Raw genomic sequence first — 16,007 nt, forward strand, 5'->3', positions numbered from 1 at the left:
GTTACTCCTCCACTCTCATTTCCAGCTTCATTTTGTGTTCCCCATCTTTGAAAATATGGGTGGACTTCTCAATGAGGCTCATTTTCGCAATGCCGATCTCAGCCAAATCGGGAATTTCCAGATATACAGACTGCCCCGCTGTCAAAAACAAATCCCCATTGATGTTCTCCACTGTCAACTCCTTCACCACACGGCATTTTTCCTGCAAAACGCTTTCAGCCATTTCCTTCAGCTGAGCTTCTGTTAATGTAAAAGGCACATGTGCGTAATACTGCAATTTTCCCCATGTCCCCACCTTCTCCGCATTTTCCGCCTGAAACGCCAGATGTTCTGTTTCCTTTCGCCCTGCCTGATAGAGCTTCACCGTATTGCAGGTATCCTTGCTGATGTCTGTTCGGTACCAGTAATCACTGATGCCCCCGTCACAGCGAAGCACCCCATTTGTCACCAACTCCTGCCGTTCCCGTAACATCAGCCTGCCGCCGCCGTCAAAGAAAAAATATTCCTTTCCCGTTGCTTTTTCCGTCAAGTCCAGTGCCGACTGAATCATATCCAGCAAAGTCTGTCCTTCCTCAATCCGCTGGGGAATCTTCCATCCCGTATCCGTCATGGTTCCCACAGGCAGCCCAGCCCCTGCGGCAATCATTTTTGCCACTTCTGTTGCTGTCTTGTCCCAGTACACATAGGTGTCCTTGTTTTTCGCCAGATAAAAAAGCATGTCATAAGCCGTCACCGCAATGATCTGGGCTGAAGTCCTCTCCTTTGTCATGACCCATCCAGCAAACCGCAGCAATCCATCCACATAAAACTGCACCTTGTCCCCTTCCACAAAGTTCAAAATGCCGTCCCGCACTACAGAAAACCGCAGACAGCCCGCTTCCATGCGAATACTCTGGAAAAGTTCCACACCTTCCAATGTCACCGGCGTGGCATCATATACCGTACCATTATGGGCAATCAAAATCCGAAATTCCATTCCTTCGCCCCCTTACAGCTTAATGACCTGTCCCGGGTAGATCAAAGAAGGGTTGCTGATGCCGTTTTTCTTTGCCAGTTCTCCAAATTTCGATCCATCTCCTAGTTCTTTTTTTGCAATATTCCAGAGATTATCTCCTTTTTTCACCACATAAGTTTTCGCCATTTCCTTGGCAGGACGCTGAGCAGGCTGTTTTTCCAGTGTATTTCCGCCGCTTGCGGGTCTGTAAGCAATGCTCTGCATCTTTCGGTATTCCTTCAGGGCAATTTCCACCCAAAAATCCCCCTGTTCGCCGCCCTGTTCCAAAATGTTATATTCCTCCAGACCCATTTCCACATTGCTGCAAAAAATCTGACTACCATCTGCCAGCCTTCGAAAAATAATGAGCTGTACAGGCTTCTGGGCTTTTTTGAAATCTTTCAGCCGTTCCAGAAAATAAGACGGCTCTCGAAATCCTTCTTCCACCTGCACAAAATGATACTGCCTGCCGGGAAACAACGCCCGAAACCGCACTTCTTCCAAACCGGCGTTTTTCAGCAAATTTACCTGTCCCATCTGTAAAATCTGCACCGTCTCATTGCAATTTCCCACTTTTGTCTGCACCTGTGACGGCGTCACGGGGAACAAAAACTGTGTTTCCCCCTGTTTCAAATAAAATCGGTACAATCTCGTCCCCCCTTACTGATTCACCGCTTCCACAGCCTCCTGCAAAGCGGAAAATTCCCCAGCGGTCAGCATTTTTTCCAGCAGATTTTCCGCCCCCATAACGCCATAGCTGTCCTGCAAATCCGCCCCTTTCAGGTCAGGAAATACCACAGAAGCCGCCAGCACCATGCTTTCATATCTTTTCGGATTTTCGCCGCTTTTCTTCCAGATTTCCGCGTTTTCCGCCTGCGAAATACCTCGAATCTTCCACAGCATTTCTTTCCCATCCTGCTGAAATCTTGGCGCAATGGAGCACTCCGTTTCCCGAAAAGCCTTCGCATTTTCTTTGTAAAACGCTTCCTGCATATTTCTCCTCCTTTTGTTCCCTACCGCCCGCCCATTTTCTTACAGTTCGTCAAAAGCATCCAGCAGATCCGCGTCCCCGAAGGTAAATGTCATATCTTCCTCCAAAGCAAACTGATCCACATCCAGCTTCCCAATGACCATCTCGTCAATGTTCACATCTTTGAGCAGCACTGTCTGTTTTCCTGTTTCCCCTGTGGGGTCTTCGTTTGTCAGCATCAGTTCAAAGTATGTGTCCACGCCATTTTTCATATAATCCAGCATCACCTTGCGGAACAGACTGGAAACGTAATACACCGTCATTTTTCCAGTGCCTTCCCAGCCGCCGCTTTTGTGCTGTTTCCCTGTCAGCCCCAGAATGGGAATTTCCGTTCTGGTTTTCTTTACGGTAGCTGTCACGTTTTTCACCTGCATCAGTTCATGACGCTCCCCGTCAATTCTGGCGTAACAAGTGCCCAAAGCACCATTTACCGTATCTTTTGCCCGTAAATAAGCCATACTTCTCCTCCTTTTACACAACTTCCACTCTCATGTACAGTTTTTCCATGGCGTCGGTGGGCTGTACGCTTTCATATACCACCACATCCTGTTTTTCCACGCCCTGCTGCACCGTAATGTCTTCCGCCGTAAAGTTTTCGATTGCTTCCAACTGCAACAGCTGTTCATGATACGCAATAATCTCCGCTTTCAGCAGATTTCTGCCGTCTGCGTTGTTGCTGCGCTTGCCCAGATAATACTGGCTGAAAATCCTTGCCACATCATTGGCAATGCTGTCCAGCACCCGCACTACACGGTTTGAGGAAAAATCACTGTTTTTGTTGCTTTCAAAAGAAGTGAAACAGTTGATATCACGCAGTACACGTACCTCACCGCCGTCATCGTAAAACAGGAATTTCCCTGCCTGAATCCCCTTGATGAAATTGCTTTTGGTGTCTTTTGCATCCACTTCGTATTCCCCGTCATACTTGCGGTTGGTCAGACTTTCGTTGACAGCCGCGCCGGCTTCCATGCCCGCTGTCCAGCAAACCAGTTCTTTCGCTGTGCCCACAGAAATGATGCCCTCGTAATCCGCTTGGGGATAATCATAAAGAACTGTCACAAACTTCACGCCTTCTTCATCTCTCAGGCGTTTTGTAAAACTTACAAACAGCTTCTTTGTCACCTCGTCTGTGCCGTTATACGCCAGCACATTGAAATCTTCTTTTTCCGCCGCCGCCAGAAAATCCGTGTATCCGCTGCCGGAAACTTCCTCTGTAGTGCCGCCAGTCAAAGGGGTTGCCGCTGTAGGTGTCAGTGCACCGGTGCCGTTGAATTTCACAAACTTATTTTCTTCCAGACTGTCAATGTCCGCCACGGTCTGCACATCCACCTGTTCCATTTCCATATAGGTAGCCACGTCAAACATGCCTTCTTCGTCCACGTTTTCCGCCACCACCACACGCAGGTCATTGCCACGCAGACCGCCGTATTTTGCTGTTACTGTCATTCCTCCAATGGTGGCAGTTGCCGCTGTACCGTTGTTGATGCGATAAATCTTCGCTGTTTTCGCTCCGCAGAACAGCTCTCGCATATCCTTCATTTTGTCATGGCTGTATCCAAAACCAAATACCTCCATGGCATTTGTCTGGAAATCTGCCGCTTCCACAGCCATCATTTCCTGAGGACCCCAGTCCAGTTCCATACCCATGCAGACCACGCCTCTTTCACCCATAACGCCCATGGCTCTTGGTCTGGATACAAAATTGATGTACGCCCCTGGCAATACCTTGTTCTGCACCAAAAAGGTGCCGCCGCCTAATGCCATATTACTTCTCCTCCTTTACTTTCCCCTGCAAATATGCCTCTGCCGCCTTTGCGGCTTCTTCCTTTGTATACCTTTTTCCATCCTCCAGCACTGCTTCCAGCAAATCCCTGCCATACCCCAGTGTTTTGCTTTCCAAAAGCTGCGCCTTTTCAAACTTCGTTTTCTTCATATCCAATCACCTTTTCCCCGTTGTATTCCAGCCGCTCCATAAGGGCTTCCTGCTGTTCCACAATGATCTGCCAGCCATAGGTAACAAAAAAATCCACGCCGTCCTCTGTCATGGTATGGGACATACTCCTTGCCCCAAATCGCTCCGCACTGCCCACCAGCCAAAGCACCTCATACAACCCATCTGCCACTGCAGCCGCCGTTTCCTTTTTGTCATTTTCTTCCGCTCCTGTGTAGCGCACTTTCAGCTTTGCCTCCACTGCCCTGCGCCTGCCAAGCAGTCTTTTCTGATTAGTTTCTTCCACCGTCACAGAAAAACAGGGTACTTTCGCCTTTTGTGGCACACGCTCTCCATACACAGAAATGGAAAATCCTTCTTTTAACGTCTGTATCACTGCCCGTTTCAGCAATGTCATCATATCTTTTCTTTCCATCACGCATCCACCCCCTTAAAAGGGACACTTCCGTGTCAATACCGTTTCTTTGTGGGTGCTGTAAGAAAGGGTTTCTCCCGTGGTAAAAAAGATGACCTCCCTGCCGTCCGGCTTTGTCACTTCCACCTGACTGCCTGCCGCAATGTGATTTTCCGTAGGGTATAATAATACCCCTTCCCACTGTCCGTAAGCCAATAGTCCCTCAATGTCACTGCCATCGCCTTCTTCCACCAGCCTGCAAGTCATTTCTTTGCCCTGCACCGCGCTGAAACGGGTCTCCCCCCAAGACGTTTCTTCTTCTGTAAATTCCGTCACACGGCACTTGTCCGTAAAATGGCTTTCCACAGCCCTTTTCGCTGCCTGCCAGCTTCCTGCCATGGTATCCCCCCCTTTTCTCACCACTGCATCTTTCGAAAACGGTTCAATTCCTCCTGATAATGCAGCAAAAATGCCCCTGCCGTATCTGCTCCGTCTGCAAATGTCACAGAAACCTTTCCTTCTGTGATTTCCTTGATGTCGCCTTCCTGCAAACCGCCTTTGTCATAGATTTCCAATCCGATACAAACACAAACATGTTCCAATTCCGCTGGAACTTCCTCCAGATTGCAGTAAGCCTGCACCATTTCCATACTTCTCTCTGCCGCAAAGGCAAGGGCGGCATCTTCCGCCCCCACCTGCCGCAGTTCTGCCATTTTTGCCAAAATTGCTTCTTTCATGGCTCCACCGCCTTTATTCGGCGCTGTTTACGCTGACCAGCACGCCTTCCATGCCATTGTCTGTAATCCACAGATCGTGGTATTTTCTGTAGTCGATTTTCCATGCATTTGCGTTCTGGTTTGTCATGGGGTCAAAAATACGTGTCACATCTGTTTTGGAAACGGCAATGGGTGCCTGTCTTACGGCAATAATCCAGTTAATGTCTTTTGCATCTGCCGCTGCCACAAAACCGCCTGTTTCCTTACTTTCGGAAACGCCGTCGTAAAAATCATATTTTGTTTTGAATCTGGCAGAAGGCACACGGATAATAGGGCAGCCGTCGATTTCCTTCACCTTCAGTGTCATATTGCCCTGGGTAAATTCGCCGCTGTCAATGACGTTGTTGCCGCCCTTCGCCAAATCCAGCATACCAGCCACCTTTGCGGACATAGTCACAACAATTTCTGCGCCATCACCCACTTTGTCACGAATTTCTGTCATATCATTCAGCAGTGTTTCCAGAATGGTATCCGCCGCAGGTGTGTAATCTTTTTTCTTGCTCTTTGTTTCTGCCAGCTGTGCAATGGTGCTGTAGCGGTAAGCGTCAATTTCGGGAATGACCTTTGTTCTCTGGAATTCCCCCATGACATTGCCTGCCACTGCCGCGAAGTTGGTTTCGTCCACATCCATGGCGTCCACCTGAAAAGCACGACCTCTATCCTGTGTCAGTTTCTTTGTTTCGTAGTTGACGGTCACACTGCCTGTTGCAAAGCCTTTGTCCCTGTCATAATTTCCCAGACCGCTCAGCTCCATTTTGGGAATCTTCACTTCCGCACCGCCGCTGTACTGCACCTGTCCGGCGTTGTCCTCCATCCAGCCGCTGGTGGCACATTCCACCATCTGACTGTCCAGTTCCTGCATAAATACTGCTGCATATTCCATTGTGTTGATGCTCATATTCTCTCCCCCTTATCTTCTCAGCGCTTTTCTGAATGTCTGCGCAATCTCGTTTTCCTTTGTTGTTTTCTTTTTGTTATAAGCCGCCTGAAAACCGGTGCCTTTTGTCTTTTCCTCTTTTTCGTTAAACAGATAAGGCGCTTCGGCTTTCACCGCTTCCAGATCCAGCCCTTCCAGTTCCCCTTTTTCGTTCATTGTCACTTCATCTGCGTCAATGAGTGCCAGAATGGCTTTGGCATTCTTGCCGCCGGCTTCCAAAATGGCTTTTTCCATAGCCGCGATTTTTTTCGCGTTCTGCAGGGCTTCTTCTGCCAGTGTTTTTTCTCTTTCCAGTGCCGCACTTTTTTCTGTCAGCAGTCTGTTTCTTTCTTCCAGCGCCAGCAGAAACTGTTCCACCTTTTCCGCTGTTTCCGGGCTCTGAATCCCCAATCTCTGCATCAATTCCTGTGTCATGTTGTTTCCTCCTTCTTGCTTCTTTCTCTCTTCAACTGTTCCATTTCGCTGTTCACATCCTCCACAAAAGGATGTTTGCCCAGCAGTGTCTTTTCACTGACAAGTCCTTGGGACTCTCGAATCATCTGTACGGTCTCCAGATCATCCGTAATGCCGCTGGTGTTCAGCTGTACCTGAATTTTCCGCCAGTCCCTTTGCCCGCCATCTCTGCGGTTCCAGTCCTCCGTAGCAAATCGCAGCACTTCTTTCACCGCCCTGCGAATCTCTGGCATCACGCCGTTGATTTTCAAATAAAACATAGCATACTGAAACTGCAACGCCACACCACTGGGCGCTTTCCCCCAGTCTTCGCTGTCCGTGTCTACGCCCATGCCAAAATGAAAAATATCCTTCCGCAGCATCTTCATCCAGCTCATGCGGCTTTCCACAGGCAGTTCCACCTGCTTTGCCTCCACATGTCCGCTGCTATCGCTGATCTGCACTGCCTTGTTGATCTGCAATTTCTTTGCCATAGCGCCTGCCGCTTCGCCGCCATATCCTTGAATGACCCAGTATAAATCCACCAAGTCCAGCAGATTGTTGGTTCCTTCGCTGCTCAGCAAATCGTAAGCATCCACCAGCCCTTTGATGAGCTCCAAATCCGTGGTTTCCTCGCCGTTGTTTTGCAAAGGAATAAAAGGCAGCCGCCCCCAGTTGTGTGCAATCCGTTCCACTTCCTCGCCGTTTTCCTCTTTTGTCACCAGCCAGTGAGGCACCTGTTTTTTCTGTAAAAATTCCCCCTGACTGTTTTCAGAAAAATAGGTCACATCGTCTTTTGTCCACCATTCCACCTGCCTGCGGAGATGTTCTTTCCCATCCTCCAACACTTTGATGTCGTAGTATCGAATGACGTCGGTCATTTCCTCCTGATGTACCGCGTCATAGCAAACAATGAGTTCTTCCGCCGGCACAATGCAGGTGCAGAACTCTCCATCCTCGTTGTAATACACATGGAGATATTCCACCCCTTTGTTTGCCGCGCCCACTACCCAGCGATGCAGCAGCCGATTGAACCCCGCATCACAAAATGCCGCCAGTTCTCCTTCGTATTCACTTTTTTCCTCACCTTTCACCATGATGGTAGGCTCTCTCCCCACCAAGTACGCCGCTTTCTGGGCTACCAGCGTATGGTGAAAAGGATTCACATTGTGGTGATTGCTGCGGTTGGGATTAAAAAATGGTTTCAATTCCTCTGCGCCATTTTTCGTTTCCGAAATGGTCGTCCTGCGAAAATCTTTCCGTAAAATATCATGGTCGCAGCGGTAATATCTCTCTCCCTCCCGCATTTTTCGTTTTTGTTCGCTCTGACTGTCCTCCCGCAGAATCTCCTGTAAAATCCTGCTTTGACTGAGCCTGCCTTCCGCCGTCAGTCTGGCTTTGAGCAAATCCATTTCCGATAAATACATGCTTTCTCCTTTCTGCCAAAATGCTTCTATCAAAAACCGCCTGCTCTCCTTTTTCAATTCCTTTCTCAAATTTCAACAGACGATTTCTCCCTGAAAAACCCTTTGGCAAAATTTCTTTTTCTCTTCTACCTCTAAAATTCCCCTTCCTATGCCGCCCTATCTGCTCACATTTCCAACATCCTCTTATCTTTACCAAATCCGCACCGGTCGCATATCTCTCTCCCGACTGTACCTTACCGCGTCTATGGCATGATTGTTCCTGTCCGGAAAATAAGCCTTCCAGCCCCCATTCCCATCGCTTTCCAGCTCATATTCCGTAAATTCCTTCGCCGTCATAGGACACCGCTTCGGGTCAATGACAATTTCCTCCAAATCCTGCAACCACTTCATGCCATAAACCACACTGTCAGGACCTTTTTTCGCTCCCATGGCAGAAATGCCATATTCCTGCAATTCCGCAATGGACTTCGGCTCTGCACTGTCGCAAACCACCAACTCATTTCCTTTATTTTCTTTCTGGATCTCTGCCGCCAGCAGTCGATTGCTCATGCCAACCTTATGCAATTCAAAGAAAATATACAGCCGCCGTCTGGTACTGTCATAATGGTTCACAGTATAGTGCAAGGGGTCTACGGCATATCCCCAGTCCAAGCCCCTTGCCACATGGTCAAAGGTTCTGATTTCTTCTTCTGTGATTTGCCGTAAAACGATATTGTGGAATACCTCGCCACCGCATCCGACCGCTTCCCCCAGATATTCATGTCGGTAGCTTTCGTTGTGCCGCTTTTCCATATAAGCCGCTTCCAGAAAAAACTGCTCTCCCAGCCATTCCTTGGGCATGGTCTGATAGGTGCTGTGATGTACCAGCTTGTCCTCTCGTTCTTCTGCTGCTTCCCCATTAACCCAGCTTTGGAGGCTTCTGGGCGGATTAAAGGAGTAAAACACCACAAAATCCTCTCCACCTCGCATCAGGCTCTGGTTAATGGTACGAATTTCCCCCATTCCCGAAAATTCGTCCACTTCCTCATACCAGATGTATTTCACATATCCTTCCCGAAACTTGGCGGACTTGATTTTTCTGGGCTTGTCTGCCCCTTTAAAAATGATTTTCTGTCCGGTCTTTTTGTAAACCATTTCCATAGGGGACAGCTTGCTTTCCCATTGATCTTCCACCCCCAGACTGCGGATCGCCCACCAGAGCTGTTCAAAAACGCTGTCCTTTAGGTTTACCGCCACCTTTCGCAGCACCACCGCGTGGGCTTTCGGGTCAGCCATCATCCCCAATATGATTTCCAGCGAAACAAAAGAAGATTTCCCACTGCCCCTGCCGCCTTTTAGCCAGTAATGCACATGCCTGTGGGCTGCAATGTCCCGATGCACCTCGTAAAACGCCGGTCCAATGAGAGAAGAAAGGAATATTTTTTTCTCTTTCACCCTTCTTCCCTCCCAATGTCATCGATGATGATGACTCGGCTGTTTTCCGTTTCCTCTTTCGCAAAAGCCCCGTTCCGCCTGCCCAGCAGTTCCGCCGCACGCATACGGGTCTTAATGTCCGTTTCTTCACTGCCCCGCATGGTTTCCGTCAGAAAAGCCAGTATCTCATCCCCCGGTGCAATTTTCCCTTCCTGTTTTTTCTGACTGGAAGGTATCACTTCCTTTTCCATTTCTGCCAGAAAAGCCCGAATTTTCTCTTTTTGCAATAGCTGTTTTCCGTAACTTCCGCTTGCATATCCCGCCGCTTTTGCCGCTTCTGCCGCTGTCATGCCCCCTGCATATGCCCTGCAAAAGTCTTTTTCCTTCTCACTCAATGTTTCATGGGACATCTCCTCCCTCCTTTGCTTCTTTTGTCGGCCGCAAACAAATCCTATCACACCAAAACTCTCAAAAAGTCCCAACTTCCTATCTGTTAATTTTTTTCACGTTTATCACAAAAAAATCCGTCCGATTCCAACTTATCCGCCAATTCCGTTAATATCCTGTCATGAATGCGAAAACAAGTAGACCGCCCCATATTCAGCTTCAAAGCAATGTAATCATATCCATATCCCTTTTGATACCGCAAAAACAGCAGCTCCTGTTCCTCCTTAGACAACAGTGCCACCATACCATCAATCTTTCTTTTTTCTGTGAGTTTTCGTTCAATTTCCTCCTGCAAAACAGCAATGTTGTGGTCATAGGCTTCCTCAATCAAAGAAAATCCCTTTTCCATGCTCCTGCTTTTCACCTCTGCCGCCAACCCTTCACATTCTGCTTTCAGCCGTAAAATTTTTCGGATTTCTTCTTGTTTCCTTCCGCATTGGTCTAAACTTGCTCCCCATTCCAAAAGCATCCGCTTCACCTTTCCTCTGGTGCTTTCGGCTTCTTTCTGCAAATACGCATGCATTTTGGATACATCTTCCTTCTTCCCCATAAACACCCAGCTTTCGTTAATTATTTTCACATAAACTGTAGAAAATCGTGATTCTTCTGCTTTATTTTCTGTAAATCACTATATTTAATCGACAATTCTCGACAAAATTCTGCAATAGTATTCACATTACGAAAAGTAACAATGTTTTTCATCACGATTTGGCTATGTTTTTATCATCATATCACGAACATCTGTTCATGTCAACTTTTTTCACAAATTCCGTTGTCTTTTTTTCTTTCTTCTGTTATACTGAACGAAAATATATAGGAGGTTTTGTATATGTTTCAAAAAGTGAAATTCAAAGAACAGTTGCAAAAACTCATAGGCAATTCCACCACCACCGAATTTTCTGAGCGTACAGGCTTTAACCGCACATATCTGTCCAAATACCTGAACCTGCGTCTGGATCGTCCTCCTTCTCCTGATCTGCTTCGTGCCATTGCCGGTCCTCAGGTATCTTATGAAGAATTGATGGTATCCTGTGGTTATCTGCCAGCGGAAAGCTTCTCTTTGCGTCATTCTGTGCGGATTCCCATTTTGGGTGCCGTTCATGCGGGCATGCCAGCCCTTGCCGTGGAAAATATCGAAGGCTATGAAACTGTAGACGCTTCGGAAGTTTCAGCCTGCCATGAATATTTCTATCTTCGTGTCCAAGGGGATAGTATGATCAATGCTCGTATCTATCCCAACGACCTTGTTTTTGTCCGCAAACAGGATGATGTGGAATCCGGCGACATTGCCGTTGTCATCATCGACAACGAAACAGCCACCCTCAAACGTGTGCTGAAAAAAGATGGTCTGCTGATTCTGCAAGCAGAAAATCCCGCATATGCGCCCATGGTTTTTACGCCTGCTGAACTGCCCCGCCTGCACATCATCGGTAAGGTGCTCCATGTAAAATTCAAGCTGTAATTTGTCTATTTCCAAAGGCACAAAAAACCAGAAATTCAATTCTTTTCTGAATTTCTGGTTTTTCTCGTGTTTTTTTCACATTTTATGGAATCAGCAATTCCTGTCCGCATACAATATGATTGGGATTATCCAGTCCATTGGCATTCATGATTTTTTCTACACCATTTCCATCGCCATAGTATTTCTGACTGATGCTGCCTAATGTTTCCCCGGCTTCCACAACGTGTATCCGTCCTTCTGTTTTCTGAGTTTCTTCCGGTTCTTCTGTTTCTTCTTCTGCCGCCGCAGTCATGCGGGGTGCAAAAGCCGCCTGTACTTTCACATCCTCCACATTCTCCGCCAGTACCGTATAAGAATCCTGTACCATGGCCATTTTCGTTTCCAGATCTTCCAGCCTGTTTAAGTTGCTGAATAGCCCATATCCCAGACAAAGACAAATCACACATAAGATACAGCTTACACTGGTCAGCATGGTATACTTGCTCCGTTGTGCCGCTTCCGCCTCTTTTGCCCGTCGCTGTAATACCCGCCGAATTTCCTGCGCCGCGTCAATCCGTTCCTCTGGTGTCGGCCGCCGCCTTCTCCGTGGTCCTTCCTGGGATTTTGTTTCTTCTTTTTCCACCTTCTCCTGCTCCTCGTTCTCTTGTTTTTCTTCTGGATTTTTTGCCTCTTTTGGCTTTACCACACTGTGATCCAACATGTATTCCTGCATTTCCTCGTTCTTTTCGTAGTAAACAAAATACCCTTTCGCCTGCTGTAATACGTCCGCTTCTTCGTTATATATGTAGAAAGTATCCAGCTTGTCCACAGGGTCTACCACAAAAAGCACCTGCCATGGCTCTTGAAAATATAACTTGTGAAACGCCTCATCCTTGGACATGAGAAAAGCGCCAAATCCCGGCTGACAATGTACCCAGCCCACCAGCGTCATCCCCTGGAAATACTTGTCCATCTGACTGCCCACATATTCCCATGTTGCCGCGCTGAATGTCAGTGTACCATTTTCCTCTGTGGCATCTTTTCCCTGAATGGCACCGCAGATCATGAGAATTTCTTCACCATCTATCTCAATCTGCCTGCCTACCAGTGCTGCCACCTTTTCCGTACAGCTGTGACTTTTGCCATATTGATATAAGTATGTATACACATAATCCTCTACATAGATTTTCCGTCTATGGTCTACGGCGCCCATCTGCTTTACTTTTGTGGGAAATGTAAAGGGCTTTTCATCAGAATGATATCCGTATAGATTGCTGTCCCCATCGAAATAATACCGCATCTTTTTTCCTCCTTGGTTTTGCTATGTCATTTCTTTATGAAATATAACACCTTTTCCCTGCAAAACCTGTCAAAGGCTGTCGCACCCTCTTTTTTTCCTACCGCATTTCTCTGCAAAAACAGACACTTTTCCCACAAAAAAAGCTGGAATCCTTCGTATTTCAAGAATTCCAGCTATCTTCATTTTCTTACATCAACGGCGCCAGCAATTTTAATGCTTTGCCGCAAATTTTCTGTATTATATTTCCTTTTCTGTAATCCGCCATGGTCACTTCCTGACATTCTGCCAATGTATGTTCAAAATCCTTCTCGATTTCTTCAATGACTGGCAGATCAAATAAAAAGGCACCGCATTCAAAATGCAGATACAAACTGCGGTAATCCAGATTGATGGTTCCCACAACAGCTTTTCTGCCGTCGCTGGAAAATACCTTTGCATGCACAAATCCCGGCGTATATTCAAAAATCCGTACCCCCGCTTTCAATAACTGGGGATAGTGAGTCTTGGCCAAAGCAAAAGGCATCTTCTTATCTGGAATGTGCGGCAATATCAGCTTCACATCCACACCTCTTTTTGCCGCATAGCATAACGCCGTTTCCATTTCATGGTCGATAATAAGATATGGCGTCATAATATGTACATAGTCCTCCGCCCTGTTGATGATGTCCATATAAACCGTTTCCCCAATAAGTTCCCGGTCAAAAGGACTGTCCCCAAAAGGCAGAATAAAACCGCTGTCGTCCTGTATGCCGCAATTTTCTTTCTGCAAATACTTACCGAAATCTTCGCATTTTTCCGTAACATTCCACATCTGCAAAAACATCTGTGTCAGCCCTTCCACTCCATCGCCTTCCAGCATGATGGCTGTATCTTTCCAGTGCCCAAAGGGAGCACGACGGTTGATGTACTCATCCCCGATATTCACGCCTCCGGTAAATCCCACTTTTCCGTCAATGACCAGTATTTTTCGGTGATCGCGGTTGTTATAATGGGTGGATAATATGGGCAAAATAGGCGAAAACATCTTGCATTGAATACCCATTTTCCTGATTTCTTCAGGGTAACGGTAAGGCAAATAGTTAAATGCGCAAGTGCCGTCATACATCAAACGTACCTCCACACCTTCTGCCACCTTCCGCTGCAAAACCTCCAATACTTTCGCCCACATATACCCTTTTTCCACAATAAAATATTCCAGAAAAATAAATTTTTCAGCTTTTTCCAATTCCTGCAGCATGGCTTCAAACTTGTTTTCCCCTAAAGGAAAATATGTCACTTTCGTATTCTGATATACAGAAAAATTTCCATGCTTACGGATGTAGTCTGCCATCCTTGCAGTTCCTTTGTCCCGCTTCGCTAGCTTCTGGGCAATTTCTTCATCTTGCGTAATATACTTTGCCGTCTGCTTATAAAGGGTTTCCAGCCGCTTTTCCAAAATCCGCTGTCCCGGATGGGTTTCCACATAAAAATAAAACAATCCACCCACAACGGGCGAAATCATGATAATGACCACCCAGGAAAGCTGCATGGCAGGATTTGACGGACGATTCAGCACAATAAAAACAAGTGCCAGCGCAATGATTAAATGTCCCCCAAAGAAATAAGGCACACTTTTTCGGAAATAGTCAAATACCCAAAACATCAGGATCAGCTGAATCAAAATCAGTACCAACACCACTGCGGAACGTCCGAAAATCACATGCAGTACACCGCTGCGCCCTTTTTCCAATAAACCATTTTTGTTGTTTGCCCCTGCATCATTCATGCTTTTCCCTCGATTTTATTTCGAATTTCCTGCATCCGACAATCCATAGCAGAAATTACGTCAGCGCATTCTTTCAATTCTGCCACAATTTCTTCTGAATGTTCCACATCTTTTTTGTATTTTACCTTGTGTTCCAGACTTGCCCAGAAATCCATAGCAATGGTACGGAACTGTACCTCCACTTTCATGTGTTTCTTTCCAGAAGAAAGGAAAATGGGAATATCCAAAATCAAATGTAAACTCCGGTATCCATTGGGTTTTGGATTCTTGATGTAGTCTTTTACATCCACCAGAATGATGTCATCCTGACCTGTCAGCATGCTGGCAATGGCATAAATGTCATCGCAGAAAGAACAAATAACGCGAATCCCGGCAATGTCAAATAAATTCTTTTCCATGCTTTCAACAGATAATTCAAAACCTTTTCGTTTCATTTTGTTGATGATACTCAACGGCTCTTTGATTCTGGATTTAATGGATTCAAAAGGATTGCGCTGGTATTTTGCCGCAAATTCCTCATTCAAAACATTCAGCTTTGTTTCCACTTCCATCAATGCACATTGATATTCCATCATCAAGTCCATAAAAGGTCTTGCCTTTTTCAAAATCAATTCAGGATGTTCCATCTGCATAATATCTTTAAATTGAAAATCCAATTCCGGCACGATACTCACCTTCCTATTTTGTTTTCTTGCAGTATACCATATGTCATACAAAAAGTCTATTTTTTGCGCTTTTTCTCACGAATTTCTTATGCAAAAATCATATACAGCCCCTTGAAAATCCATATTTTCCCATATATGATTTTATTTTTCGCCTAAATTTTTTTCATTTATCTTTCTTCCGATTTTTTCCCATTTCAACATTTCATCCACTGTTTTTTGCCCTAAATGTAATACCGCATAAACTGCCACATCCGTTTTTCCACAAAAAAAGGCTTCCCTTTCGGGAAGCCCTTTGTAGCAAACGAATTAGTTTGTAGCTTTGTTAGCTTTGTATTTTCTGATAGCATCAGCCAGTTTAGGCAGGATCTGTTTAACGTCACCTACGATACCCAGGTCAGATACTTCAAAAATAGGAGCTGTGTCGTTTTTGTTGATGGAGATTACCAGTTCGGAACCTTCCATACCAGCTACGTGCTGGATAGCACCGGAGATACCGCATGCCATGTACAGGTCAGGACGTACTGTTTTACCTGTCTGACCAACCTGACGATCTTTTTCGATCCAGCCAGCGTCTACACATGCTCTGGAAGAACCAACTTCTGCGCCCAGTGCATCTGCAACGTCTCTGATCATGTCGAAGCCCTGAGGACCGCCGATACCACGACCGCCAGAAACGATCAGTTTAGCTTCTGTCAGGTCAACAGATTTCTTATCGGATTTAACAACTTCCAGAATTTCAACGTTCATGTCTGCTTCTGTGAAGTCAACGTCAAATTTGATCAGTTCGCCTTTTCTTGTTTCGTCCTTGTCGATTCTCTTCATAACGCCAGGACGTACGGTAGCCATCTGAGGTTTTGTTCTAGGGCACATCAGTGTAGCCATGATGTTACCGCCGAATGCAGGACGAGTCATCAGCAGAGCTCTTGTAGGATCTGCGCAGCCCATGGATGCTTCTTTGTCATATTCTTCCTGTGTTTTAGCCATTCTCAGACCTGTTGTATCAGCAACCAGACCTGTTCTTACACGGCTAGCTAC

The 16,007-nt window shown here is 46.4% G+C and carries 20 protein-coding genes; 1 reads left to right on the top strand and 19 read right to left on the bottom strand.

Translation table 11 applies throughout. The annotated features are described in order from the left end of the window. Window position 1 precedes the first annotated feature (1 nt). The 15 genes from BUB35_RS06855 to BUB35_RS06920 all read right to left on the bottom strand — a co-directional run bounded on the left by BUB35_RS06855 (window position 2) and on the right by BUB35_RS06920 (window position 10,351). Complete coding sequence (locus tag BUB35_RS06855) at window positions 2-976, bottom strand: XkdQ/YqbQ family protein (RefSeq protein ID WP_072850357.1); 975 nt, start codon at window positions 974-976, stop codon at window positions 2-4. A gap of 12 nt (window positions 977-988) precedes the next feature. Then, entirely contained in the window at window positions 989-1,642 is a 654-nt protein-coding gene (locus tag BUB35_RS06860) for a LysM peptidoglycan-binding domain-containing protein (protein ID WP_072850359.1), read from the bottom strand. A gap of 12 nt (window positions 1,643-1,654) precedes the next feature. After that, entirely contained in the window at window positions 1,655-1,987 is a 333-nt protein-coding gene (locus tag BUB35_RS06865; protein WP_072850361.1) for a phage tail assembly chaperone, read from the bottom strand. Between the two features lie 39 nt (window positions 1,988-2,026). Continuing rightward, complete coding sequence (locus tag BUB35_RS06870; RefSeq protein WP_072850363.1) at window positions 2,027-2,482, bottom strand: phage tail tube protein; 456 nt, start codon at window positions 2,480-2,482, stop codon at window positions 2,027-2,029. Between the two features lie 13 nt (window positions 2,483-2,495). Then, complete coding sequence (locus tag BUB35_RS06875; RefSeq protein WP_072850365.1) at window positions 2,496-3,788, bottom strand: phage tail sheath family protein; 1,293 nt, start codon at window positions 3,786-3,788, stop codon at window positions 2,496-2,498. 1 nt (window position 3,789) lies between these two features. Further along, the gene (locus tag BUB35_RS19225; RefSeq protein ID WP_087989091.1) at window positions 3,790-3,957 is read right to left on the bottom strand and encodes a hypothetical protein; all 168 of its coding nucleotides are present in this window, start codon (window positions 3,955-3,957) and stop codon (window positions 3,790-3,792) included. Beyond that, entirely contained in the window at window positions 3,938-4,390 is a 453-nt protein-coding gene (locus tag BUB35_RS06880) for a phage tail terminator family protein (protein WP_072850367.1), read from the bottom strand. The genes BUB35_RS19225 and BUB35_RS06880 overlap by 20 nt, the downstream gene beginning before the upstream one ends. A 15-nt stretch (window positions 4,391-4,405) precedes the next feature. Continuing rightward, complete coding sequence (locus BUB35_RS06885; RefSeq protein WP_072850369.1) at window positions 4,406-4,768, bottom strand: hypothetical protein; 363 nt, start codon at window positions 4,766-4,768, stop codon at window positions 4,406-4,408. 17 nt (window positions 4,769-4,785) lie between these two features. Next, window positions 4,786-5,106, bottom strand: coding sequence for a head-tail connector protein (locus BUB35_RS06890; RefSeq protein ID WP_072850371.1), 321 nt, complete (start codon window positions 5,104-5,106; stop codon window positions 4,786-4,788). 13 nt (window positions 5,107-5,119) lie between these two features. Then, on the bottom strand, window positions 5,120-6,043 hold the full coding sequence (locus tag BUB35_RS06895) for a hypothetical protein (RefSeq protein ID WP_072850373.1): 924 nt from the start codon (window positions 6,041-6,043) through the stop codon (window positions 5,120-5,122). Window positions 6,044-6,055: 12 nt separating this feature from the next. Beyond that, window positions 6,056-6,496: a phage scaffolding protein gene (locus BUB35_RS06900; RefSeq protein ID WP_072850375.1), complete on the bottom strand. Its 441-nt coding sequence runs from the start codon at window positions 6,494-6,496 to the stop codon at window positions 6,056-6,058. Next, window positions 6,493-7,974, bottom strand: a complete 1,482-nt coding sequence (locus tag BUB35_RS06905) for a phage portal protein (RefSeq protein ID WP_242949216.1) — start codon at window positions 7,972-7,974, stop codon at window positions 6,493-6,495. The genes BUB35_RS06900 and BUB35_RS06905 overlap by 4 nt, the downstream gene beginning before the upstream one ends. A gap of 156 nt (window positions 7,975-8,130) precedes the next feature. Further along, a complete protein-coding gene (locus BUB35_RS06910; RefSeq protein ID WP_072850377.1) occupies window positions 8,131-9,375 on the bottom strand; it encodes a PBSX family phage terminase large subunit in 1,245 nt (414 codons plus the stop codon). Further along, a complete protein-coding gene (locus BUB35_RS06915) occupies window positions 9,372-9,764 on the bottom strand; it encodes a terminase small subunit (protein ID WP_072850379.1) in 393 nt (130 codons plus the stop codon). Before BUB35_RS06915 ends, BUB35_RS06910 begins: the two co-directional genes overlap by 4 nt. A gap of 83 nt (window positions 9,765-9,847) precedes the next feature. After that, entirely contained in the window at window positions 9,848-10,351 is a 504-nt protein-coding gene (locus tag BUB35_RS06920) for a sigma-70 RNA polymerase sigma factor region 4 domain-containing protein (RefSeq protein ID WP_072850381.1), read from the bottom strand. Between the two features lie 279 nt (window positions 10,352-10,630). On the opposite strand from BUB35_RS06920, the gene BUB35_RS06925 reads away from it, so the two are divergent. After that, complete coding sequence (locus BUB35_RS06925) at window positions 10,631-11,263, top strand: LexA family transcriptional regulator (protein ID WP_072850383.1); 633 nt, start codon at window positions 10,631-10,633, stop codon at window positions 11,261-11,263. Between the two features lie 82 nt (window positions 11,264-11,345). Here BUB35_RS06925 and BUB35_RS06930 read toward each other — a convergent pair whose 3' ends face one another. The 4 genes from BUB35_RS06930 to BUB35_RS06945 all read right to left on the bottom strand — a co-directional run. Further along, window positions 11,346-12,542 carry a LysM peptidoglycan-binding domain-containing protein gene (locus tag BUB35_RS06930; protein WP_072850385.1) on the bottom strand — a complete coding sequence of 399 codons (1,197 nt, stop codon included), beginning with the start codon at window positions 12,540-12,542 and terminating at the stop codon, window positions 11,346-11,348. A gap of 187 nt (window positions 12,543-12,729) precedes the next feature. Next, complete coding sequence (gene cls / locus BUB35_RS06935; RefSeq protein WP_072850387.1) at window positions 12,730-14,307, bottom strand: cardiolipin synthase; 1,578 nt, start codon at window positions 14,305-14,307, stop codon at window positions 12,730-12,732. Further along, window positions 14,304-14,939 carry a GTP pyrophosphokinase gene (locus tag BUB35_RS06940; protein WP_072850395.1) on the bottom strand — a complete coding sequence of 212 codons (636 nt, stop codon included), beginning with the start codon at window positions 14,937-14,939 and terminating at the stop codon, window positions 14,304-14,306. The genes cls and BUB35_RS06940 overlap by 4 nt, the downstream gene beginning before the upstream one ends. Window positions 14,940-15,278: 339 nt before the next feature. After that, window positions 15,279-16,007 (bottom strand): electron transfer flavoprotein subunit alpha/FixB family protein (locus tag BUB35_RS06945; protein ID WP_072850389.1); only part of this gene is annotated, 729 nt, incomplete at its 5' end.

Source organism: Anaerotignum lactatifermentans DSM 14214 (assembly GCF_900142265.1).
Classification (GTDB): domain Bacteria; phylum Bacillota; class Clostridia; order Lachnospirales; family Anaerotignaceae; genus Anaerotignum; species Anaerotignum lactatifermentans.